Here is a 22,650-nt window from a genome sequence, read left to right on the forward strand (position 1 = left end):
GTGCGCTGCACGTGCCATTGACCGGCGCCCTTGGTTTCTCCGCGGGCCGGTGATCGTGTTCCGCGGTGGGTGTCTCGTCGATTCGCCACGTATGGCCGCTATGGCAGGTCGTTTAGCGGCCATTTGCGTCAGATGCGTGCACCTGGTGCTCAGCACGTGCCGCGGGGTGTCCTGGCTTGCTCCGTGGGGTAGTAGCGGTGTGGCCAAGAGGTCTGCACTTCGTCGATTCGCCACGTATGGCCGCTATGGCAGGTCGTTTAGCGGCCATTTGCGTCAGATGGGTGTTCCTGGTGCTCAGCACGTGCCCTTGGGTGGCTTGGCTTGCTCCGTGGGGTGGCAAGGGCGCAGTCTTGGCGTCCGGACCTCGTCGTTTCGCCACGTATGGCCGCTATTGCGGGTCGTTTAGCGGCCATTTGCGCCAGATGGGTGCACCTCGGTGCACAGCATGTGCCATTGGGCGTCCCGGCCTGCTCCGCGGGGTAGTAATGGTGGGGCCAAGAGGTCTGCACTTCGTCGATTCGCCAAATATGGCCGCTATGGCAGGTCGTTTAGCGGCCATTTGCGTCAGATGGGTGCACGCTGGTGCGCAGCATGTGCCATTGGGCGTCCCGGCCTGCTCCGCGGGGTAGTAATGGTGGGGCCAAGAGGTCTGCACTTCGTCGATTCGCCACGTATGGCCGCTATGGCAGGTCGTTTAGCGGCCATTTGCGTCAGATGCGTGCACCTGGTGCTCAGCACGTGCCGCGGGGTGTCCTGGCTTGCTCCGTGGGGTAGTAGCGGTGGGGCCAAGAGGTCTGCACCTCGTCGTCGATTCGCCACGAATGGCCGCTATGGCGGGTCGTTTAGCGGCCATTTGCGTCAGATGGGTGCCTGATTGCTCGGAGCCGGGGTCCGCGAGGGATTCAAACGTGACGATTTGGCGTGCTCAGTGCAGCCCTGCGCATCTAGTGGGCATGCTCCGTGGTGTCCGCTGTGAAAGGTGGACATGCTCAGCGGAGTCCACCGCAAAGTCTGGGCATGCTCAGCGCTTCCACAAGTACCTGTTCTCCGGCCGCCCCGCAGCACCGTAGCGGGGGGTGAGCCGGGCGAAGCCGTGGATGACCAGATACTCGAGGTAGCGCCGGGCGCTGACCCGCGACAAGCCGAGCTGGACGGCCATCCCGGCCGCCGAGACATCCTCCGGGCTGGACTTGAGCGCGTCGATTACGGCGTCCAGTGTGGGCCTGGACAACCCCTTCGGCAGCCTCGCCAACGGCTCGGCCAGCCGCTCGCCGGCCGGCCCCGCCATGGTGTCCGCGGCGGTGGCCCGGCGGGTCGGCGCAACGAGGCGGTCGATGCTGTCCTGGTCCAGCGGGCCGGCAGTCCCGCCCGCGGCAAGCTCCCGGCGAAGGAGCAGATACTCGTCGAGCCGTTCATTGAGCGCCTGGGAGGTGAAGGGCTTCACCAGATAGTGCAGCACCCCGCCGGCCATGGCGCCCCGGACCGTCTCCAGCTCCCTCGACGCCGTGATCACCAGGACGTCCAGGGCCTGCTGGCGGCCGCGGAGTTGCTGGAGCACGTCCAGGCCGGACATGTCCGGGAGGTGGATGTCCAGCAGGACCAGTTCCGGCCGCAGCTCCGCCGCCAGATCGAGCCCCTGCTGTCCTGTGTGGGCCAGGCTGACGACGTCGAAGCCGCCGCGGGCCAGCAGGAACCCGTGGTGGATCCCGGCGACTGCCACGTCATCGTCAATGATGAGGGTGCGAATGGGGCTCATTGTTTTTGTAGTTCCGCCTCTCTTGTCCTGAGTACCACCGTAAAGCAGGCGCCGCCCAGCGCGGATTGCGACACCGCGGCCCCGCCGCCCCGGCGCAGGGCCACCCGCTGGACCAGCGCCAGCCCAAAGCCGCGGCTGTTGATCCCTTCGGCGGGTTTGGTGGTGACGCCGGCCTCGAAGACGGCCGCACGCTCGGCCTCTGGCACGCCGGGGCCGTCGTCCTCGACCGTGATGGTGCGCTCGCCGTCGGGAGACTCCTCCAGCCGGACAGCCACGGTGCTGTCGTAGCCGGCGGCGTCCACGGCGTTATCGACCAGGTTCCCCAGGGCCGTAATGACGTCCCCGGTCCCGTCCGGCGTGCACACCGAATCCGGACTGACAAGGAGCTCGACGCCGCGCTCGGCGCAGACCGTGGACTTGGCAATCAGCAGCGCCCGGACATCGTGATCGGTGATTCCTGCGGCGAGCGGGCGGCTGACGAAGGCGGCGTCGCTGTGGCTCCGGCCCAGGTACTGGACGGCCTTGTCCTGCTCGCCCAGCTCCAGGAGGCCCGAGATGACGTGCAGCTTGTTGGCGAATTCGTGCGCCTGGGCCCGGAGTGCCTGCGTCACGTCCAGGGCGCCGTCGCGGTCGCGGAGGATCGTATGGAGCTCGGTGCGGTCGCGGAGAATAAGGACCTTGCCGACCTCCCGGCCGTCCACCGTCGCCGCGTTGACCTTGCCCAGCAGGATCCGCTCCCCGGAGAGCACCAGCTCCTCTGTGGCTGATCCGGCCGTCAGCATCCGGCGGATCCCGGGTTCCAGGCATTCGCTGGCTGGCTTTCCGGCGATCTCCCCGCCTAGGCCCAGCAGCCGGCGGGCCTCGTCGTTGACCAGCGCCACGTTACCGTCGGCGTCGACGGCGACCAGTCCCTCGCCCAGGCCGTGCAGCATCGCGTCGCGGGTCTCGAGGAGCGCAGCGATCTCCTCCGGCTCCAGCTTGTAGATCCGGCGCCACACGAGCTTGGAGATGTACATCGCCCCCAGCGATCCGAGCAGCGCCGCCCCGAGGAGCCAGCCGAACAGCTGCGGAAGGTCCTCGTAGAGGTCCTCGGCCAGGGTGGTTTCGAGCACGCCGACCGAGGCCGAGCCGATCACGGTGCCGCCGCCGTCAAAGATGGGAACCTTGACCCGCCAGGATTCACCCAGGGTTCCTGTCTGGGTGCCGACGTAGATCTCGCCGGACAGCGGTACTGACGGATCGGTGGAAACGGGCCTGCCGATTTCCGCCGGGTTCGGATGGGACTGCCGGACGCCGTTCCGGTCCGTCACCACCACGTAGGTGACGTTCGATGCCTGCCGGATGACCTCGGCGATGGGCTGGATGATCTGGGCCGGCTGCGGGGTCCCGAAAGCATGCACCACCGAGGGCAGCCGGGCCACACTTTCGGCGACGCCGATCAGCCTGCCCTTGTAGGCGTCCCTGAGCTGCTGTTCCTGCATCCGGATGGTCACGGCCCCCACTGCCGTCAGGACGGCCAGCACAATGGCGAGCTGCAGCGCCACCAGCTGGAAGCGTAAGGGAATCCTGTGAACCATGTCACAAGTTTCCCATCCGGCGCCGGCCCCCACGTCCCAAACCCGGGCTCCGGGCCGTGACCAATATGACCACTACTACCTCTATGGCCAAATTCTGGCCCCCGCGCCGGGCCGCTCCTAGTCTCTGGGAAGTGATTCCGATGACGTGCGTCACATTTCAACAAGGAGAAACCATGACCTCCCACTACAATTTCACGCTGCCCAGCTTCACCCGCCGTGCTGCGCTCGCTGCCGGGGCGGCCGGCGTCGTCCTCGCCCTGTCGGCCTGTGCCGGCGGTGCCAGCGGCGCGGCGGCAGGCCAGAGCGGTGCGGCAGCCGACCCCATCAAGAAGCTCAGCATCATTGTTCCGGCCAACCCGGGCGGCGGCTGGGACCAGACGGGCCGTGCGATGCAGCAGGACCTGCAGTCCAACAAACTCGTCACCTCCGCCCAGGTCAGCAACATCGGCGGCGGCGGCGGCACGAACGGCCTGGCCAAGCTTGCCACCGAAAAGGACGCCAACACCCTTATGGTGATGGGCTACGTCATGGTGGGCGCCGTGGAAACCAACGCCGCCAAGACCCGGCTGGAAGACACCACCCCGATTGCGCGCCTGACCGAGGAGCCCCTGGTCCTGGTGGTCCCCGCGTCGTCCAAGTACCAGTCCGTTCAGGACCTCGTGGACGACATCAAGGCCAACGGCAAGGGCGTGGCGATCACCGGCGGTTCGGCCGGCGGCGCGGACCACATCCTGGCCGGCCAGATCCTCAAGTCCCAGGGCGTCGCATCGGACAAGCTCAACTACATCGGCTATTCCGGCGGCGGCGAATCGATCGCTGCCCTGCTCGGCAACAAGGTCCAGGCCGGCATCTCCGGCGTTGGGGAGTACGCCGAGCAGGTCAAAGCCGGCAAGGTCCGGGCGCTCGCCGTCTCCGGCACGTCCGAGGTGCCGGCCCTGCCGGGCGTCAAGCCGCTGAAAGACCAGGGCATCGACGTCGTACTGACCAACTGGCGCGGTGTGGTGGCGCCGGGGTCCATCGATGACGCGCAGAAGGCGAAGCTGACCGAGGTTGTCACCAAGCTGCACGGCACGGAGGCCTGGAAGGCCACCCTGGCCAAGAACAACTGGGACGACGCCTTCCTCGCCGGTGACGGCTTCAAGACCTTCCTCACCGAGGACATCGCCAAGGTCAAGACCACTCTCACTGAGATCGGCCTGGTCAAGTAACAATGTCCGTCCAAGTCAGCACGCCCGCGAAGCGGCCCACGGGGGAGATCCTCTTCGCCCTGGTGTTCGTGAGCGTGGGCGCGGCCGGCCTCCTGGCGGCGGGATCCATTCCGATCCCGCCGTCGGAGACCGGCATCGGCCCGCGGGCCTTCCCCTACATCGTGTGCACCATGCTGGTGATCGTCGGCACGGGCATCGTCGCCCAGGTGTTCCGCGGCAAGGTAGGCCAGGCCGAGGAAAGCGAAGACCTCGACGCCACCGCCAAGACCGACTGGATCGCCCTGGCGAAACTCGTGGGCTTCGTGGTCCTCCACATCTTCCTGATCGAACCGGCCGGTTGGCCCGTTGCCGCGGCCGTGCTGTTCAGCGGGGCGGCGTGGTCGCTTGAGGCCAAACCGCTCTGGAAGGCGGTCATAATTTCCGTGGTGCTGGCGCTCGTGCTGCAGTACGTCTTCGGCGGACTGCTGGGCGTCTCCCTGCCGCCGGGGCCGCTGCTTGAGGGGGTGCCGTTCTTCCATGGATAGCTTCATGTTGCTCCTGGAGGGCTTCTCGACGGCGCTTCAGCCGGTCTACCTGCTGTACGCCCTGGGCGGCGTCTTCGTCGGCACCGCCGTCGGCGTGCTGCCCGGCATCGGTCCGGCGATGACCGTCGCGCTCCTGATGCCCATCACCTACGCGCTGGATCCCGCGGCCGCCCTGATCGTGTTCGCCGGCATCTACTACGGCGGCATGTACGGCGGCTCCACCACGTCCATCCTGCTCAACACGCCCGGCGAATCGTCCTCGATCGTCACGGCGCTCGAGGGCAACAAGATGGCCAAGGCAGGCCGGGGCGCCGCGGCACTGGCGACGGCGGCGATCGGCTCGTTCGTCGCCGGCACCATCGCGACCGTGCTGCTGTCCTTCCTGGCGCCCGTCGTCGCGGAACTGGCCGTGGGCCTGGGGCCCGTGGACTACGTGGCACTTATGGTGGTGGCGTTCCTCACCGTCGGCGCCCTGCTGGGCGCCTCCGTGCTGCGCGGCCTCGCGTCACTGGCGCTGGGGCTGTTCATCGGGATGATCGGCATCGACGACAGCACCGCGCAGCAGCGGTTCACCTTCGACAACCCCACGCTCGTTGACGGCATCGACATGGTCCTGGTGGCTGTGGGCCTCTTCGCCCTCGGCGAGGCCCTGTACGTGGCCTCCAAGCTGCGGCACGGGCCGGTCGAGGTCATCCCGGTCAGCAAGGGCAAAAACGCCTGGCTGTCCAGGGAGGACTGGAAACGGTCCTGGAAGCCCTGGCTGCGGGGCACCTTCATCGGATTCCCGATCGGCACGGTGCCCGCAGGCGGCGCGGACGTCTCCACCTTCCTGTCTTACGCCGCGGAACGGAAACTGGCCAAGGGCGCGAACAAGGCACAGTTCGGCAAGGGGGCCATCGAAGGCGTCGCGGGTCCGGAAGCGGCGAACAACGCCGCTGCCGCCGGCGTCCTGGTCCCGCTGCTGACGCTCGGAATCCCGACGACGGCGACAGCGGCCATGATGCTCACCGCGTTCCAGCGCTACCAGATCCAGCCCGGGCCGCTCCTGTTCGAGAACCAGGGCGCTCTCGTGTGGACCCTGATCGCCTCGCTGTATGTCGGCAACCTGATGCTGCTGGTGCTCAACCTGCCGCTGGTCGGGCTCTGGGTGAAGATCCTGCAGATCCCGCGGCCCTACCTGTACGCAGGCATCCTGGTCTTCGCGGCCCTGGGCGCCTTCTCGGTGAACTTCGCCGCGGCCGACGTCGGCATCCTGCTGGTGGTGGGCATCCTGGGCTACTTCATGCGCCGCTACGGCTATCCCGTGGCGCCCATGGTGGTGGCGATGATCCTCGGGCCGATGTTCGAAGTGCAGCTGCGGCGCTCGCTGCAGCTGTCCCAGAACGATCCCGCGGCCCTGTTCTCATCGCCGTTCGCGGTGGTGGTCTATGTCTCCATGGCGCTGATCTTCGTCGGCTCCTGGTGGCTCCGCCGCCGGCAGGCTTCCCTGGAGGCAGCGCCGGTGAAGGACGAGTTGTCGGTCTAGACGGCAGGCTCCTCCCGATTCGCCGCAGAAGGCCGGAATGGTGACCACCATTCCGGCCTTCTGCGTCCGGCGGCTCTGTGCCCGGCCTTCTGTGCACGGAACTCAGTCCTCCGGCGGCAGGGACAGCGGCGGGATGGACTCGTAGAGCGGGATCCGGACCCAGCGCTCGCCGGTGGCACGGAACTCCTTCCGGGTGGCAAAGCGGTACAGGTAGCTGCGGGCCCGCACCCAGTGTGGCCGGGCGCCGTCGAACGGGTCATGCCGCAACAGCCGCAGGGTGCGGCGGTCGGCCTCCAGCAGCCTGGCCAGGAAGGCGTAGAACCACTCCTCGTGCACGGTGCGCAGCGGCAGGAACCACATCAGCCAGTCGAGGCGCAGGTGGTACGGCGCCCACTGGCGCGGGATGCGGCGGACGTCGCCGGGCTTGCCGCGGAAGCCGTATTCCCGCCAGTCCGCAGTGTCGTCGGGCTCGGCGTCGAGCGTTCCCTCCACCGCGATTTCGATCCGCTGCTTGGTGACCGTGCCAAAGGCGCCATAGGTGTTCCCCAGTTGCCAGCGGTTGAAGGCCGCGTTCATCAGTTGGTAGTGGGAGACCAGGTTCTGGACCGGGCGGTAGCTGAGCACCACCAGGAGCACTGTGGCGACCAGAACCACCACCAGCCACGCGACCGGCGCCTGGGTCCCGGAACCCGCACCCGTGCCGGCCGCCGCGTGCCAGTCGAGCGGGATTGCCGGGACCACGGCATGCGCCACGGGGTCGCTGACCGCGGCGAAGGCGAGCAGGATCGCCATCCAGTTGAGCCAGGCGAAGTTCCCGCTCGCCACCAGCCAGAGCTGGGTGAAAATAATGATTCCCGCCGCCGCACTGGCCAGCGGCTGCGGGGCAAAGAGGAAGAACGGCACCACCAGCTGGGCGAAATGGTTGCCGAGGACCTCCAGCCTGTGCCACGCCTTGGGCAGCAAATGCGCCTGCCGGCTGAGCGGACCCGGCATCGGCTGGGTCTCGTGGTGGTAGTACAGGGCGGTGAGGTCGCGCCACTCCCGGCCGCCGCGGATCTTGATCATGCCGGCACCAAACTCGAGCCGGAACACCAGCCAGGCCAGCAGGATCAGGATGGTCCGCGGCGGGGGAGCCTGGTCGGAGCCGAGGAAGGCCACAATGAACCCGGCCTCCAGCAACAGCATCTCCCAGCCGAAGCCATAGAACGTCTGGCCCACATTGACGATCGACATGTACAGCAGCCACAGGGCCAGGAACGCCAGCATCGGAACCCACGGCGGGCCCAGCTGAGGCAGGCCCAGGACGATCGTGGCGGCAATCGCCATGCCGGCCCCACAGACGGCCCCCAGCAGCCGGTCCGAGTAGCGCCAACTGAACAGGGTGGGCCTGCGCAGCCGGCGGGAGCGTGCCAGGTAATCTGGGACCGGCAACAGGCCGCGCTCGCCGAGAAGGGCCGGAAACTGGTTGAACGAGGACAGGAAGGCCACAAAATAAATGGCGGCGATGCCGCGCTGCAGCACCTGCCGGGCGAACTCGTACTCCGGCGCGTCAAACCAGGCCGTCCACTCCACGATCCCCACGTTACGCCTGCGGTCGGGGGCGTCAACGGACGGCGCCACCGGACGGCGCCACCCCGGCCTCGATGGGAACCCGAGCACCGAACGCGGTGCGGGATACTGGAACCATGCAGCCGCGCAAGATCGTCCTCCTCGGGTCCACCGGTTCCATCGGCACGCAGGCGATTGACGTCGTCGACGGCGCCCCGCACCTTTTCGACGTCGTCGCGCTCAGCGCGGGCGGCGGCAACCTCGAACTCCTGGCCCGGCAGGCCGTCCACACCCAGGCCCGGGCCGTAGGCACCGCGTCCGGCGACGCGAAGGCCCTCCAGGTCCTGATCGACGACGCCGCCGGTGCGGCCGGCGTGACAGGCTACCGCCCCGAGATCATCACCGGCCCGGACGCCTCCACCCGGATCGCTGAAATCGAGGCCGACGTCGTCCTCAACGGCATCACCGGCTCGATCGGGCTCGCCCCCACCCTGGCGGCGCTCAAGTCCGGGGCAACCCTGGCACTGGCCAACAAGGAGTCCCTGATTGTCGGCGGCGCGCTGGTCAAGGCGGCGGCCCGCGAAGGCCAGATCGTCCCGGTCGATTCGGAGCATTCTGCCATCGCCCAGTGCCTGCGCTCCGGCTCGGCGGCGGAGGTGGACCGGCTGATCCTCACGGCGTCCGGCGGCCCTTTCCGCGGCAGGACCCGCGACCAACTGCACGATGTGTCCCCGCAGGACGCCCTGGCCCACCCCACCTGGGACATGGGCCTGATGGTCACCACCAACTCCGCCAGCTTGGTCAACAAGGGACTCGAAGTGATCGAGGCGCACCTGCTCTTCGACATCCCGCTGGAGAAGATCGACGTCGTGGTCCACCCCCAGTCCGTGGTCCACTCGATGGTCCAGTTCATCGACGGCTCCACCATCGCCCAGGCATCCCCGCCCGATATGCGCCTGCCCATCGCCCTGGGCCTCGGCTGGCCGGATCGCGTCCCCGGCTCGGCCCGGCCGTGCGACTGGACCCAGGCCACCAGCTGGACTTTCGAGCCGCTCGACACCAAAGCGTTCCCCGCCGTCGGGCTCGCCAAGGATGCCGCCAGGCAGGGGAGTACCTACCCGGCCGTCTTCAACGCCGCGAACGAGGAAGCCGTGATGGCTTTCCACGAAGGGCGGATCCGGTTCACCGACATCGTCGATACGATCGAAGCGGTACTCAGCGAACACACAGGTTCCTCCGGGCTGACGGTGGAGTCCGTGCTGGATGCTGAAAGATGGGCACGTGCCCGCACCCACGAACGTTTAGCCCTCAGAAGCGTCTAGGAAGCAGCAGATCGAAGCATGAGCCCCGTCCTCCTCTTTATCCTCGGTGTCGTCTTTGTGGCGATCGGCATCGCCGTGTCCATCGCCCTCCACGAGGTGGGCCACCTGCTGCCCGCCAAGCTCTTCAAGGTCCGCGTCACGAAGTACATGATCGGGTTCGGGCCAACGCTCTGGTCCCGCAAAAAGGGCGAAACCGAATACGGCTTCAAGGCCATTCCGCTGGGCGGCTTCGTCTCCATGATCGGCATGTATCCGCCGAATAAGGACGACGGCACCGTGCGCCCCTCCAGCACCGGCATGTTCCAGTCCCTCGCCTCGGACGCCCGCTCACTGGCGCACGAGGAAGTCGGTCCCGCCGACGCGGACCGCGTCTTCTATAAACTGCCGGTCTGGAAAAAGGTCGTTGTGATGCTCGGCGGCCCGGCCATGAACATGCTGATCGGCCTCGCTCTGACGGCTGTGCTGCTGATGGGCTTCGGCATTGCCACCCAGACCACCACCATCGCCGACGTCTCCAAATGCCAGGTCAAGGCCGGCGAAACCGTTGACCCGGACTCCGCCGACTGCAAGCTCACGCCCGCCGCCTCCGCGGGGCTGTTGCCCAACGACGTCATCACCTCCTTCGACGGCAAGGCCGTCACCAGCTGGGACCAGCTCACCGGCTGGATCCGCGCCTCCGCGGACAAGCAGGTCAGCATCACGGTGGAGCGCGACGGCGTCCCGGTCACCACCACCGTCACCCCGGTCCTCTCCGCGCGTCCCGTGGTGGGCGACGACGGCCGGCAGGCCAAGAGCGCCGACGGCACCCTGCAGTACCAGGACGTCGGCTTCCTGGGCATCGGCGCGCAGACCGCCCTCGTGCCGCAGCCGGCGTCGACCGTCCTGCCGATGGCGGGCGAGAACATCAAGCAGATCACCGGCGTCGTCCTGAACCTGCCGGCCCGTGTTGCCGGTGTGGCCCAGGCAGCGTTCAGCGAGGAGCCCCGCGACCCCAACGGACCTATCAGCGTGGTCGGCGTGGGGCGCGTGGCGGGCGAGGTCGCCGCGATGGAGCAGGTCCCGATGCAGTCCCGGGTGGCCACCCTGGTGGGGCTCCTGGCCGGGCTTAACTTCGCCCTGGCCGTCTTCAACCTCATTCCGCTGCTGCCGCTCGACGGCGGCCATGTTGCCGGCGCGCTTTACGAAGGGGCGCGCCGCAGGATTGCCATGCTCTTCGGCCGCCCGGACCCCGGCGCCTTCGACATCGCCAAGCTGCTCCCGGTCACCTATGTGGTGGCGGTGCTGCTGATGGGCATGGGCGCACTGCTGATCTACGCGGACATCGTCAAACCGGTCAACCTCTTCGGCTGACGCGGCGGCGCAGGTCGAAACCGCGAGATCGCCGGAAGCCGCCAGCTCGCCGACACTGCACGGCGATTTTGGCAGCTTTCCGGCGATCTCGGAGGGCTGGGCCGTGAGTCGACCCGGGAGGACTAACCGGATTACGGTGATTTACATCGATCAGCCTATTTTGACTTATTTTTAGGAATCAGTTGAAAATGATTGATTCTCTAAGATCAGCCCCTTAAGGTGGGGCTATGTACGTGATGACCATCGACCAGCGCGGCAGCAGCGCCGACGTAGACCGTGTTCCCGGGCTTCTGGCGGAGTTGGCCGGCCTGTCGACGGCCGGACGCTTCGAGCGCTCAGTGGGCGACGAGGTCCAGGGTGTCGTGGAGCGGCCGGACGAAGTCGTGGAGATTGCCCTGCACGCCCTGCGGAGCGGCCGCTGGTACGTGGGAATCGGAGTGGGCGCCGTGGACCTGCCGCTGCCTGCCAGTGCGAGGGAAGGATCCGGGCCGGCCTTCGTGGCGGCGCGCGTGGCCGTCGAGAACGCAAAGTCCGGGTCAGCGCATGTGCCGGTCTCCGTCGTCTCCGGAGGGCTGCGCAGGGGAGAGGCTGCTCCCTCGCCCGCAAGATCAGCCGGTGCCCGCGCCTGCGCCAATGCCGAGGCGGTGCTGCGGCTGATCGGACGGCTCGTCCAGGACCGGACCGCCGCCCAATGGAAGGTCGTGGATGTGCTGCGCTCGGTGCAGCAGGGCCACTCCGGCACGCACGGCACGCAGAAAATCGCTGCCCAGGAACTGGGAATCACCGAACAATCGGTGAGCCGTGCGCTGCTGCGCTCGGGTTGGCAGGAAGAATGGGCGGCGAGGCCGGCGGCGGAAATGCTGCTGTCCTTCGCCCATGGAGTCATCACCGGCAACGGCGACGCCGGCGAGCAGCCTGCGGGCCGGGCCCGGGACATGGGCGTGGCCCGGCAACCGGATTCCCGCCCGCGGGACAGTACAGAAGGAGACCGGTGGACGCCCTCTGGATCACCCTGACCCTGCTCATGGCCGGCTTCGTCGGCTGGCCCGTCACCGCCCTGGTCTTCCGGCTCGCCCGGACCATCGATGACCGTGCCGACGCCGGCACCGGCCAGACTGACCCGGCCAACGATCCTGCAGCGGACGTCACCGTCGACCCCGCTGGCCCCGCCGCAACCACACCCTCCGCCGGCACCGTGGCCCTGGCAGCAGGCTCCGCGGCCGCCTCGGTGAACAGCGTCCGGATCCTGCGCGGCGGCGCGATCATCGGTGTCCTGGAGCGGCTGGCCGTCTGCCTGGCTATCCTCGCCGGCGAACCCGTCGCCATCGCCTACGTGATTGCCATCAAGGGCCTGGGCCGGTTTGCCGAGCTGAAGGAGACCCCGGTTGCCGCGGAGCGGTTCATCATCGGAACCCTCACGTCCCTGCTGTGGGCGGCCGGCGTCGCGGCCCTGGCGAAAGTGTTCTTCCTGGGCTGACTCCACCCGGCCACCGAAGCCACCTGCCCGCGCGGATGCCCCGGCCGGAGTTCGTCGGTGCCGGATGGGTACCTGGCCGCCGGGGCGATAGTGTATCCGTATGACTGTTTTTGCTGTTGAGTACGTATACGACGCCGAATCCTCAGAGGTCCGCGACGCCACCCGCCCCGCGCACCGCGAATGGACCGCAGGACTTGCCCAGGAGGGAACGCTGCTCGCCAGCGGCCCTTACGGTGACGGCGCCGGTGCCCTGCTCATCCTGAAGGCCGCCGACGAGCAGGCCCTGAACGACGTCCTCAAGCAGGATCCGTTCGCCACCGCAGGCGCCATCTCCGGCACCCGCACGACGGTCTGGGCCCCGCTGACCGGCCTCCTCGCCGGCCACGCCGCCTGACCGACACCGCCAGACCTACCTCGATACAAGGAGTCCATGTGACCTCGGTCAGCCTGGGAATGCCGTCAGCACCGCCCCCCGTCCTTGCGCCGCGCCGCAAGACCCGCCAGATCAAGGTGGGCTCGGTCGGCGTCGGCTCCGATTCGCCGATCAGTGTTCAGTCGATGACCACCACACCCACCACGGACATCAACGCCACGCTGCAGCAGATCGCCGAGCTCACGGCGTCCGGCTGTGACATCGTCCGCGTCGCCTGCCCTTCCGCGGACGACGCCGAGGCGCTGCCGATCATCGCCCGGAAGTCCCAGATCCCCGTGATCGCGGACATCCACTTCCAGCCGAAGTACGTCTTCGCCGCCATCGAGGCAGGCTGCGCGGCAGTCCGGGTGAACCCCGGCAACATCCGCAAGTTCGATGACCAGGTCAAGGAAATCGCCCGCGCGGCGAAGGACCATGGCACCTCGATCCGGATCGGCATCAACGCCGGCTCGCTGGAGCCCGGAATCCTGAAGAAGTACGGCAAGGCCACCCCGGAAGCCCTCGTGGAATCCGCCGTCTGGGAAGCCTCGCTGTTCGAAGAGCACGGCTTCAACGACTTCAAGATCTCGGTCAAGCACAATGACCCGGTCATTATGGTCGCCGCGTACGAGATGCTCGCCGAGCAGGGCGACTGGCCGCTGCACCTCGGCGTCACCGAGGCCGGCCCCGCCTTCCAGGGCACCATCAAGTCGGCCACGGCCTTCGGCGCGTTGCTCTCCCGCGGCATCGGTGACACCATCCGCGTGTCCCTTTCCGCTCCGCCGGTGGAGGAAATCAAGGTCGGCAACCAGATCCTGCAGTCGCTGAACCTGCGCCCGCGCAAGCTTGAGATCGTTTCCTGCCCGTCCTGCGGCCGCGCCCAGGTGGACGTCTACACACTCGCCGAGCAGGTCACAGCCGGGCTGGAAGGCATGGAGATCCCGCTGCGTGTGGCCGTCATGGGCTGCGTCGTCAACGGACCGGGCGAGGCACGCGAAGCCGACCTGGGCGTCGCCTCGGGCAACGGCAAGGGCCAGATCTTCGTGAAGGGCGAGGTCATCAAGACTGTCCCCGAGAGCCAGATTGTTGAGACACTGATCGAAGAGGCCATGCGTATCGCCGAAGAGATGGGGGAGGCCGATGGCGAAGATGCTGTCAAGGGTAGCCCCGTGGTTAGCGTCTCGTAAGGACGGCGCCGCTCCCGGCGTCGCCGTCCGGACCCTGGGGGGACCGGACACTTCCCAGCTTGTGGACCTGGCCCGGCAGGACGCCGTCGCCAATGTCTTTATCCTGTCCCATCTGAAGACCGCCGGTTCGGCGGCCCCCACCGCCGGCGGCGCCAGCATCCTGGGTGTGTTCGACGGCGGCATCCTCCTGGGGGCCTGCTGGGCGGGCGCCAACCTAGTGCCGGTGCAGCTGGACCCGGAACTTGCCGGCATGGTGGCGTTGGCGGCGCACAGCTCGGGCCGCCGGTACGCCTCGATCTTCGGCCCCGCCGACTCGGTCCTGGCCCTGTATGCCGGACTGGAACAGTTCGGCCAGGCGGCCCATGAGATCCGCGAAGACCAGCCGCTGATGACGATTTCCGGGCCGCCCGCCGTGGCGCCGAATCCGCGGCTGGGCTTTGGCCAGCTGGCGGATTTCGACAAAATCCTTCCCGCGTGTGCCGCGATGTTCGAAGAGGAAGTGGGCTATTCGCCGTACCTCGGAGGCCGGGAGTACTACAGCCGCCGGGTCAAGGGCCTTATCCGCGAGGGGAATTCCCTGGTCCATCTGGACGCCGCCGGCGACGTGGTGTTCAAGGCCGAACTCGGCGCGGTCACCCCGGACGTGACGCAGGTCCAGGGGGTCTGGATGAACCCGGCCCTTCGCGGCCAGGGCCTCAGCGCCGGCTACATGGCCGCCGTCGTCGTGCTCGCCCAGACCCGGGCACCGGTGACCAGCCTTTACGTGAACAATTTCAACGCCCGGGCGCGCGCCACCTACGAACGGGTGGGCTTTCGCCAGGTAGGCACCTTCGCCACGGTTCTTTTTTGACCGCAGTGCTATCTGACCCTGGGGCTTTTTGACTCCGGTGCTCGTCTGGCTCCGGGGCACTTCCAGCTGTCCGGTCACGAACAATTGACAGAAGTATTCTCCCGCCCCAGCAGTAACACTGGCCGATGAGAAAAATATCCGGATGCCGACTCTTGTTTTCGTGCCCCGTGTCACATAAGTTCGAGCTAGCCGTGTCGCATGGGCACGTGTTTCCCCGGGAGTACCAGCCGGGGTAGCAGACGCCCTTAGGGCAACACCAGGGGTCCACAGCCAGAGATTTGGCGGTAATGGGGGCCGCAGAGCCACGTCATGACAGGATGACCAGCCGGAGACGGCCAGGGGCTTCCGTCGTTTATGGCGTGGCTCTTCTGCGTCCGGGCTGACGGTAGATTAGTACGTGGACTCTTGTTCCGGTCACGCCGGTTCGCCTGGTTCACAGCCTTTTGTCACAGCCGGTATTCACAACTTGTATTCACAGCTTTGCTGCTTTGCCCCGCACCTTCCCAGAAACGGATAGATACCCAGTGGTCCTTCGACTCTCCAAGCTGTTCCTGCGCACCCTGCGTGAAGATCCCGCCGACGCCGAGGTGGCCAGCCACAGGCTCCTGGTCCGCGCCGGGTACATCAGGCGCGCCGCCCCGGGCATCTACACCTGGCTGCCGCTGGGGCTGAGTGTGCTGCGCAAGGTGGAGACGGTCATCCGCGAGGAAATGTCCGCCATCGGCGCCCAGGAGGTGCACTTCCCGGCGCTGCTGCCGAAGGAGCCCTACGAAGCCACCAACCGCTGGACCGAGTACGGCGAGGGCATCTTCCGTCTCAAGGACCGCAAGGGTAACGACTACCTGCTGGCGCCCACGCACGAGGAAATGTTCACCCTGCTGGTCAAGGACCTGTACTCCTCGTACAAGGACCTGCCGCTGAGCATCTACCAGATCCAGAACAAGTACCGCGACGAGGCACGTCCCCGGGCAGGCCTGCTGCGCGGCCGCGAATTCATCATGAAGGACTCCTACTCCTTCGACGTCGACGACGCCGGCCTGGACGCCAGCTACGAGGCGCACCGCGGCGCGTACCTGAAGATCTTCGAACGCCTGGGCCTCGAGGTCGTTCCGGTGTCTGCCACCGCCGGAGCCATGGGCGGCTCCAAGAGCGAGGAATTCCTGCACCCCACGGAGATCGGCGAGGACACCTTCGTCCGCTCCGCCGGCGGCTACGCGGCCAACGTTGAGGCCGTCACCACGGTGGTTCCCGCGGACATCGACTTCAGCAACGCCCCTGCCGCCGAGGTCCGGGACACCCCGGACACCCCCACCATCGAGACGCTCGTGGACGCCGCCAACGTCCTGGTGCCCCGCTCCGAGGCCGACGGCGGCGCCTGGACGGCCGCCGACACGCTCAAGAACGTAGTCCTTGCCGTGACCCTGCCCACCGGCGAACGCCAGCTTGTTGTCATTGGCGTTCCGGGCGACCGCGGCGTGGATCTCAAGCGCGTCGAAGCGAACATCGGGTCCTTCCTCCCGATCGCCGGCGAAATCACCCTCGAGGCCGCCGGTGAGGAGGACCTCAAGAAGCAGCCCCTCATCGTCAAGGGCTACCTCGGACCAGGTCTCTCCCTGGACGCGCCCCTGCTGGGCGCCGAGGGTGCCGCCAAGCTGCTCTACCTGGTGGACCCGCGGGTCGTCAGCGGCTCCGCCTGGGTCACGGGCGCCAACGAGGCCGGCAAGCACGTCTTCGGGCTGGTCGCCGGACGCGACTTCGGCTGGGACGGCGTCATCGAGTGCACCGAGGTGCGCGCCGGCGACGAAGCACCCGACGGCTCCGGCCCGCTGGAAACCGCCCGTGGCATCGAGATGGGCCACATCTTCCAGCTCGGCCGCAAGTACGCCGAAGCCCTGGAGCTCAAGGTCCTGGACCAGAACGGCAAGCAGGTCGTGGTGACCATGGGTTCCTACGGCGTCGGCGTCACGCGCGCCGTCGCGGCCCTGGCCGAGTCCAACCATGACGACAAGGGCCTCGTCTGGCCGCGCGCCGTCGCGCCGGCCGACGTCCACGTGGTCGCCGTCGGCCGCGGCGAGGAGATCTTCGCCGCCGCGGAGAAGCTGGCCCTCGAGCTCGAGGCTGCCGGCCTCGACGTGATCTACGACGACCGTCCCAAGGTGTCCCCGGGCGTGAAGTTCGGCGACGCGGAGCTGGTCGGCGTGCCGACCATCCTCGCCGTCGGGCGCGGCCTGGTGGACGGGGTCGTCGAGATCAAGGACCGCCGCAGCGGCGACGCCGAGAACATCCCTGTTGAGAAGGCTGTCGACTATGTGGTCGACGCCGTCCGCAACCACTAGCCCGCTGTACCTGCGGGCGTGGTTTCCGGACTCGAATCGATCGAGCTCAGTACCCTCATCCTGATCGTGGTCGCCGGCTTCGCCGCGGGCTGGGTCGATGCCGTCGTCGGGGGCGGGGGACTGATCCAGCTCCCGGCGATGCTGCTGGTGCCGGGCATCAGCCCGGTGCAGGCGCTGGCGACCAACAAGATGGGGTCGATTTTCGGCACCACCACCAGCGCGGTCACGTACTACGGCCGGGTGCGGCCGGATCTGCGCACCGCGCTGCCCATGGCGGTGATCGCCATGGCCGGCAGCTACGGCGGGGCGGTCCTCGCGGCGAACCTGCCGGCGAGTGTGTTCAAACCCATCATCGTGGCCGCGCTGATCGCCGTCGCGCTGTTCACGGCCTTCCAGCCCAGCGTCGGCCAGCTGACCAAGCTGCGCCACGAGGGTCACCGGCACTACGTTGTGGCGTGCCTGATCGGAGGCGTGATCGGCTTCTATGACGGGCTGATCGGCCCCGGGACCGGGTCCTTCCTCATCATCGCGCTCGTCTCGGCGATGGGCTACGCCTTCCTCGAAGCCAGCGCCAAGGCCAAGATCGTGAACGTGGCCACCAACGCCGGAGCCCTGCTGTTCTTCGTCCCGCACGGTGCCGTGCTGTGGGGTCTCGGACTGGTCCTTGGCGTCTCGAACATGGCCGGCGGCTACCTCGGCGCCCGGACGGCCGTCAAACAGGGGAACAAGTTCATCCGTATCGTGTTCCTGGCCGTGGTCGGGGCGCTCATCGTCAAGCTAGGATCGGACATCTGGCAGGACAGCTTCGCGTAGCAGCCACTCCCTGTTCCGCCGTCCCCGGGCGTAGCATGCAGCTATGTCAGCACCCGAAGAACGCTACAACGGTGCCCTGGAGGCTGCGGCCCGGCACGCACGGCAGTGGCTGGAGAGCCAGGAAACCCGGCACGTGGGCCCCCGCGTGAGCGCTGCGGACCTGGCGGCCGACTTTGGCGGTCCGATGCCCCGGAACGGAACGCCGGCGGCGGAGGTGGTGGACTACCTGGCCACGAAGGCCGAACCCGGGCTGATGGCCATGCCCTCGGGACGGTTCTTCGGCTGGGTCATCGGCGGGACCCTGCCGGCCGCGCTGGCCGCGGACTGGCTTGTCAGCGCCTGGGACCAGAACGCGGTGCTCCGCTATGCGTCTCCTGCCGCGGCGGCCATCGAAGAAGCCGCCGGCAGCTGGCTCCTTGAGCTGCTGGGACTCCCCGGGGAGTCGGACGTCGGGTTTGCCACCGGTGCAACGATGGCGAACTTTGCCGGGTTGGCGGCGGCGCGCTGGCGCCTGATGGCCGACGCCGGCTGGGACCTTGACGGCGACGGCCTCGCCGGGGCACCGCGGATCCAGTGCTTCGTGGGACAGGAACGGCACGACTCGGTTGACGTCGGCCTGCGGTATCTGGGTTTGGGGCGGCCCACGGTGGTGCCCGCGGACCGGCAGGGCCGCATCGACCCGTGGGAACTGGACCGTGCCCTCGGCCGCGCCGTTGACCAAGCGTCAGCCGCGGGATCACGCCCCGCCCCGATGCTGGTCTGCCTGCAGGCAGGAAACCTGCATTCCGGCGCCTTCGATCCGTTCCTCGAGGCAATCGCCGTCGCAAAGGCGCGCGGCGCGTGGGTCCATGTGGATGGCGCGTTCGGACTCTGGGCCGCGGCCGTCCCGGAGCTCGCCGCCCTGACCGCCGGGATGCAGGGGGCCGATTCGTGGGGCACCGACGCGCACAAGACCCTCAACGTGCCGTATGACTGCGGGATCGCAGTGGTCCGCGATGCCCGTGCCCTGCGTGCCGCCATGGGCCTGCACACGAGTTATCTGATCCAGGACGCGGACGGCGCGCCGGATCCTTTCGAGTCGGTGCCGGAGCTGTCCCGCCGGGCCCGTGGGGTGCCGGTGTGGGCTGCGCTGAAGTCGCTGGGCCGGGACGGCGTCACGGGCCAGGTCCGCGGGCTGGTGCTGCGCGCCCGGCAACTGGCGGAACGGCTGTCCGCGCTGGATGGCGTCGAGGTGCTCAACGACGTCGACTACACGCAGGTTTCGCTGGCCTTCGGCGATGACGCCACCACCCGCGCGGTGACGGCGCGGATCATCGGCGACGGCCGGGTCTGGATGTCCGGTTCCCGCTGGCAGGACCGGGACATCCTCCGGATCTCCGTCAGCAACTGGAGCACCGACGACGCCGACGTTGCAGTCGCCGTCGATGCTGTTCGCGACGCCCTGGCAGCGGTCCGCGGCAGAAGGGTTAGCAGGGGGATTCCCCTGGTGCCGGCAGTTCGTGCGGCGCGGGAAGCCCGGGCAGGGTCCGGCCGGCCAGCGTGCTGGCCACCCAGAGCGAACGGGCGAAGTCGCCTTCGTGGCGTGGCTTCGCGGCGTACCACAGGGCGTTTTCCACCTCGCGGGCCAGGCTCCACTGCCGGGCGACCTCGGCGTCGAGTCCGGCGGCACTGCTGAAGTCGTCGCAGCGCTCCCGCAGGCCCCGTGCGGGATCGGCCCGCGGCAGCTCTTGGATCCGGTTCCACAGCAACGGCGCCACCGCGAACTCCGCCTCGCCGATCATGGGCTGCGGATCGATCGCCACCCAGCCGCCGGCCGGTTCACGGCTGCCCCCGGGGTCGTTGCGGGGGAGCCGGGCCAGGATGTTCAGGTAGTGCAGATCGGTGTGGACCAGCACATCCTTGCCGGAGCGGCGCCCGACGGCCCCGCGGGTCTGGCAGACCTCCAGCGCGGCTTCCAGCAGCCAGCGCGGGAACGGCCGGCCCAGCCGTTCCCAGTGCTCCGGCAGCTCATCACTCCACTGCTCGGCCCTGGCTGCCACATGGACGAACTCGCGCCATTCCGGCCGCCCGTCCGGGACCAGGCCCAGCTGGCGGACCAGCCCGCCCCACACCGGCACGGCCACGTCCATCGGCACGTCCTGGAGGGAATGGGCGGCGTCCAGGCGCTCCAGCAGCAGCGCTCCGGACCCGGCGTCGTGGGCCAGCAGCCGGACCGCCCCGTGCCCGCTCCAAAGGGCCAGGGCATGCGGTTCCAGCAGGGCTTCGTCGTGCGGATAGGCGATTTTCAGGACCCCGGCGTGGCGCGCAGCCCCGCCGGAACCGGCGCCGGCATCGGATTTGTGGCGGACCGGGACCACGATGGCGCCGTGGCCGTTGCGGGGGAGCGCTCCGGGAGCGAGGTCAGGTTCGAGCTGCCACCGGTCGAGGGACTGCTCGATCAGCCGGGGGAGCGACGCCAGCCAGTCGCGGCCGGTGGCGCTGCCGCCGTAGCGGCGGCTGAGGCCGGGCGGGATCGGGACGTCTGCGGTCGGGCTCATCGGATCCAGCGTAGTGGCTGGCGCGCGTCAGACGGCGATGCCGCTGGCGCCGAGCCAGCTGCCGATGAGGAACGTCGCGATGAGCGCAGCCGCGCCGCCGATGACCACGCGGACAGCCGCCTTCGTCTTCGAGCCGCCGCCGATCCAGGCGCCGATGGCCCCGGTCAGGGCGAGGGCGACCAGCACCGCGACGAACGTCAGCGGCACACGGATGTTCTCCGGCGGCAACAGGATCGCAAGCATGGGGAGGATCGCGCCGATGAGGAACGCCGCGGCTGAGGCAAACGCGGCGTGCCACGGGCTGACAATGTCCGTCTCGTCAATGTGCAGTTCCGCGGAAAGGTGGGCGCCGAGGGCATCGTGGGCAGTGAGCTCCTTGGCGACGGTGCGGGCCGTATCGGCGCTGAGGCCCTTGCCCTGGTAGATCGCGGCGAGTTCCTCGAGCTCCTCCTCGGGCTGTTCGGCCAGTTCCCGGCGTTCTTTCTCGATCAGGGCCTTCTGGCTGTCCTTCTGGCTGCTCACGGAGACGTATTCGCCCAGGGCCATCGAGATTGCCCCGCCGACGACGCCGGCGGCACCGGCAACGAGGATGGGGCCGGAGTCCGTGGTGACGCCGGCGACGCCAACCACAATCGCGGCGACGGAGACGATGCCGTCGTTGGCGCCAAGTACGCCAGCGCGGAGCCAATTGAGGCGATGCGCAATGTCGTTGTGGTGCGGCTCGTTCTCGTGCTGGGTGGGGGCGGCGTGACTGTCCATGCCTACAGCAAAGCACCGGTGCCTGCGGCTGGCCAGCATGACGAGCCTAAGCAAGGTAAGCCGCAGCTTCCCCGGCCCGGGGGTTCCCCCACCCCCTCAGGCCCGGGCATGCGGCCCAGCGGGGCACATTGACACGGACACGCGGCGCCCGGGGCCGGATGAGTGGCCTGCCGGCTTCAAAGTTGCCCAACGCGGCCTCGGGCGGGCGCGGCTGGGGACGAGCCGCGGCAAGTGGGAGACAGCCGGTTACGGGCCGGGCGTCACCGAAGGAGCCGGCAGCGGCGGGAACGCCTCCGGATCTGCGGCGAGGCCGGGGAGAGCACCGGTGTCCGCGCCCCAGAGTGCGGACCGCCGGGCGGCCCCCACGAGTCCGGAGATCGCCCACTGGCGGGTCTGGCCCTCGCTCAGGGCCACCAGGTCGCCGTAGACCGTCAGCGCCGAGGCTTCCAGGCCGCCGAGGCCGGCCGCGGGCGAGGCAAGGAACGCCGGGGCCATGGTGTAGCCGGCTTCCCGGGCCGGGGCAGCGGCGCAGTGCATCCTGCTGAGCGCTTCGGCGCCGGCGGCGAGGGCTTCATGCCGGGCGAGCTGCTCCGACGCCGAGGCGGCCGCGTCTCCACCCAGCCTGGTCAGCGCCACCTGGTAGCCGTAGACGGCTTCCAGTTCGGTCCGCACCGTGGCTGCCAGCGCCCCGGGCAGGGTAGCCGCGCCAGTGTCCGGGCCCTCGGAGGCGGCAGCCGGGGAAGGTGAATCCGACGGCGACGCCGGTGGTCCCGGGCACGCGCCGGAAAGCTGGGGCGCGGCGGGGTCGGGCACGGCAGGGGCCGGTGCGCCTGCGGCCGCGGCGAGCGAGGACGCCTGGAGCAGCTGGGCGGTCCCGACGGCGGCCAGCAGCCGGGCCATGCCGCCGTCGGCCACGGCAGCATCGGCGAGCCGTTGTGAGGCGCTGGCCGCGAGTTCGGTAGACAGCGCGGCGGCCGTCGCGGGCAGCGGGGCGGGGGTGGATGGAGCCTCGGAAGGTGCCGCACCTGACGCCGAACCCGGTACCGGAAGCGAGTCCGGGCCGTCCTGGCCCGGCACCAGGAGGGCCCTGGCCTGGCTTGTCAGCAAACTCACAGTCCGCGCCACGGCAGGCTGCCCGCCGCCCGCGGTGGACCGCTCCAGCTCCTCACCGGCAGCCCGCAGCCGCATGGTGTCAGCCAGGGCGGCGGACCTTGCCTGTTCGGAAAACGGCGGTTCGGCGGGCGCTTTGGGGCTCCCGGGACTGAAAGCCATGGCCAGGCTGACGACCACCAGGGCGAGGCAGGCCAGAAGTGCGATGCGGGGAATGAGCTCCCGCTTCCGCTTTTGCCTGCTGTCGTCTTTCACAACAGACCATATTGTCATGGTTGGCATGCCGGCCGGGAACCCGGTGCACCACGGCGCCCGGAAAATCGCTAGGCTAGTACACACAACATCATCTAGCGGGAGGC

18 protein-coding genes and 1 pseudogene are annotated in these 22,650 nt (G+C 68.5%); 13 read left to right on the plus strand and 6 right to left on the minus strand.

Annotation, left to right across the window (positions count from 1 at the left end; all coding sequences use genetic code 11):
• Positions 1–1,021: 1,021 nt before the first annotated feature.
• Together LDO13_RS05790 and LDO13_RS05795 are read right to left on the minus strand one after the other, a co-directional pair.
• Positions 1,022–1,756 carry a response regulator gene (locus tag LDO13_RS05790; protein ID WP_224049080.1) on the minus strand — a complete coding sequence of 245 codons (735 nt, stop codon included), beginning with the start codon at positions 1,754–1,756 and terminating at the stop codon, positions 1,022–1,024.
• Positions 1,753–3,333, minus strand: a complete 1,581-nt coding sequence (locus LDO13_RS05795; RefSeq protein WP_224049081.1) for a sensor histidine kinase — start codon at positions 3,331–3,333, stop codon at positions 1,753–1,755. Before LDO13_RS05795 ends, LDO13_RS05790 begins: the two co-directional genes overlap by 4 nt.
• A gap of 173 nt (positions 3,334–3,506) precedes the next feature.
• Here LDO13_RS05795 and LDO13_RS05800 point away from each other — a divergent pair, with 173 nt between their 5' ends.
• The 3 genes from LDO13_RS05800 to LDO13_RS05810 are packed head-to-tail and all read left to right on the plus strand — an operon-like array spanning position 3,507 to position 6,590.
• Positions 3,507–4,541 (plus strand): tripartite tricarboxylate transporter substrate-binding protein, encoded by a 1,035-nt coding sequence (locus LDO13_RS05800; RefSeq protein WP_224049082.1) that lies wholly within the window; start codon positions 3,507–3,509, stop codon positions 4,539–4,541.
• A gap of 2 nt (positions 4,542–4,543) precedes the next feature.
• A complete protein-coding gene (locus LDO13_RS05805; protein WP_224049083.1) occupies positions 4,544–5,065 on the plus strand; it encodes a tripartite tricarboxylate transporter TctB family protein in 522 nt (173 codons plus the stop codon).
• Entirely contained in the window at positions 5,058–6,590 is a 1,533-nt protein-coding gene (locus LDO13_RS05810; RefSeq protein WP_224049084.1) for a tripartite tricarboxylate transporter permease, read from the plus strand. Before LDO13_RS05805 ends, LDO13_RS05810 begins: the two co-directional genes overlap by 8 nt.
• Before the next feature lie 102 nt (positions 6,591–6,692).
• Here the strand turns inward: LDO13_RS05810 and LDO13_RS05815 are convergent, their stop codons facing one another.
• Positions 6,693–8,162, minus strand: a complete 1,470-nt coding sequence (locus LDO13_RS05815) for a lipase maturation factor family protein (protein ID WP_224049085.1) — start codon at positions 8,160–8,162, stop codon at positions 6,693–6,695.
• 113 nt (positions 8,163–8,275) lie between these two features.
• Between LDO13_RS05815 and dxr the strand changes: the two genes are divergently transcribed.
• From dxr to LDO13_RS05865, 10 genes are all read left to right on the plus strand, one after another.
• Positions 8,276–9,460, plus strand: a complete 1,185-nt coding sequence (dxr, locus tag LDO13_RS05820) for a 1-deoxy-D-xylulose-5-phosphate reductoisomerase (RefSeq protein WP_224049086.1) — start codon at positions 8,276–8,278, stop codon at positions 9,458–9,460.
• An 18-nt stretch (positions 9,461–9,478) separates the two neighbouring features.
• Positions 9,479–10,810: a site-2 protease family protein gene (locus LDO13_RS05825; RefSeq protein WP_224049087.1), complete on the plus strand. Its 1,332-nt coding sequence runs from the start codon at positions 9,479–9,481 to the stop codon at positions 10,808–10,810.
• 227 nt (positions 10,811–11,037) lie between these two features.
• A complete protein-coding gene (locus LDO13_RS05830) occupies positions 11,038–11,826 on the plus strand; it encodes a MarR family transcriptional regulator (RefSeq protein ID WP_346347030.1) in 789 nt (262 codons plus the stop codon).
• Complete coding sequence (locus LDO13_RS05835) at positions 11,802–12,287, plus strand: hypothetical protein (protein ID WP_224049088.1); 486 nt, start codon at positions 11,802–11,804, stop codon at positions 12,285–12,287. Before LDO13_RS05830 ends, LDO13_RS05835 begins: the two co-directional genes overlap by 25 nt.
• A gap of 100 nt (positions 12,288–12,387) precedes the next feature.
• Entirely contained in the window at positions 12,388–12,681 is a 294-nt protein-coding gene (locus LDO13_RS05840) for a YciI family protein (protein ID WP_224049089.1), read from the plus strand.
• A 38-nt stretch (positions 12,682–12,719) separates the two neighbouring features.
• On the plus strand, positions 12,720–13,886 hold the full coding sequence (gene ispG / locus LDO13_RS05845; protein WP_224049090.1) for a flavodoxin-dependent (E)-4-hydroxy-3-methylbut-2-enyl-diphosphate synthase: 1,167 nt from the start codon (positions 12,720–12,722) through the stop codon (positions 13,884–13,886).
• Entirely contained in the window at positions 13,849–14,736 is an 888-nt protein-coding gene (locus tag LDO13_RS05850) for a DUF4081 domain-containing GNAT family N-acetyltransferase (protein ID WP_224049687.1), read from the plus strand. Before ispG ends, LDO13_RS05850 begins: the two co-directional genes overlap by 38 nt.
• A 524-nt stretch (positions 14,737–15,260) precedes the next feature.
• Positions 15,261–17,072 (plus strand): proline--tRNA ligase, encoded by a 1,812-nt coding sequence (locus LDO13_RS05855; RefSeq protein WP_224049091.1) that lies wholly within the window; start codon positions 15,261–15,263, stop codon positions 17,070–17,072.
• An 18-nt stretch (positions 17,073–17,090) separates the two neighbouring features.
• Positions 17,091–17,885 carry a TSUP family transporter gene (locus LDO13_RS05860; protein WP_224049092.1) on the plus strand — a complete coding sequence of 265 codons (795 nt, stop codon included), beginning with the start codon at positions 17,091–17,093 and terminating at the stop codon, positions 17,883–17,885.
• 43 nt (positions 17,886–17,928) lie between these two features.
• Positions 17,929–19,560: a pyridoxal-dependent decarboxylase gene (locus tag LDO13_RS05865; RefSeq protein WP_346347031.1), complete on the plus strand. Its 1,632-nt coding sequence runs from the start codon at positions 17,929–17,931 to the stop codon at positions 19,558–19,560.
• Here the strand turns inward: LDO13_RS05865 and LDO13_RS05870 are convergent.
• The 3 genes and pseudogenes from LDO13_RS05870 to LDO13_RS05880 form a co-directional block, all read right to left on the minus strand.
• Positions 19,538–20,422, minus strand: a pseudogene (locus LDO13_RS05870) (aminoglycoside phosphotransferase family protein); the annotation flags it as partial. The gene LDO13_RS05865 and the pseudogene LDO13_RS05870 sit on opposite strands and share 23 nt — an antisense overlap.
• A gap of 27 nt (positions 20,423–20,449) precedes the next feature.
• Entirely contained in the window at positions 20,450–21,181 is a 732-nt protein-coding gene (locus tag LDO13_RS05875) for a VIT family protein (RefSeq protein WP_224049094.1), read from the minus strand.
• Between the two features lie 246 nt (positions 21,182–21,427).
• Complete coding sequence (locus tag LDO13_RS05880; RefSeq protein ID WP_224049095.1) at positions 21,428–22,546, minus strand: DUF4439 domain-containing protein; 1,119 nt, start codon at positions 22,544–22,546, stop codon at positions 21,428–21,430.
• Positions 22,547–22,650: the final 104 nt, after the last annotated feature.

The sequence above is a fragment of the Arthrobacter sp. NicSoilB4 genome (assembly GCF_019977335.1).
In the GTDB taxonomy this organism is placed as follows: domain Bacteria; phylum Actinomycetota; class Actinomycetes; order Actinomycetales; family Micrococcaceae; genus Arthrobacter.

Excerpts from the sequence above, each read along its gene's own strand:
- LDO13_RS05790 (WP_224049080.1), bottom strand. The coding sequence starts at position 1,756 with ATGAGCCCCATTCGCACCCTCATCATTGACGATGACGTGGCAGTCGCC.
- LDO13_RS05795 (WP_224049081.1), bottom strand. The coding sequence starts at position 3,333 with ATGGTTCACAGGATTCCCTTACGCTTCCAGCTGGTGGCGCTGCAGCTC.
- LDO13_RS05800 (WP_224049082.1), top strand. The coding sequence starts at position 3,507 with ATGACCTCCCACTACAATTTCACGCTGCCCAGCTTCACCCGCCGTGCT.
- LDO13_RS05805 (WP_224049083.1), top strand. The coding sequence starts at position 4,544 with ATGTCCGTCCAAGTCAGCACGCCCGCGAAGCGGCCCACGGGGGAGATC.
- LDO13_RS05810 (WP_224049084.1), top strand. The coding sequence starts at position 5,058 with ATGGATAGCTTCATGTTGCTCCTGGAGGGCTTCTCGACGGCGCTTCAG.
- dxr (WP_224049086.1), top strand. The coding sequence starts at position 8,276 with ATGCAGCCGCGCAAGATCGTCCTCCTCGGGTCCACCGGTTCCATCGGC.
- LDO13_RS05825 (WP_224049087.1), top strand. The coding sequence starts at position 9,479 with ATGAGCCCCGTCCTCCTCTTTATCCTCGGTGTCGTCTTTGTGGCGATC.
- LDO13_RS05830 (WP_346347030.1), top strand. The coding sequence starts at position 11,038 with ATGTACGTGATGACCATCGACCAGCGCGGCAGCAGCGCCGACGTAGAC.
- LDO13_RS05840 (WP_224049089.1), top strand. The coding sequence starts at position 12,388 with ATGACTGTTTTTGCTGTTGAGTACGTATACGACGCCGAATCCTCAGAG.
- LDO13_RS05850 (WP_224049687.1), top strand. The coding sequence starts at position 13,849 with ATGCTGTCAAGGGTAGCCCCGTGGTTAGCGTCTCGTAAGGACGGCGCC.
- LDO13_RS05865 (WP_346347031.1), top strand. The coding sequence starts at position 17,929 with ATGTCAGCACCCGAAGAACGCTACAACGGTGCCCTGGAGGCTGCGGCC.
- LDO13_RS05875 (WP_224049094.1), bottom strand. The coding sequence starts at position 21,181 with ATGGACAGTCACGCCGCCCCCACCCAGCACGAGAACGAGCCGCACCAC.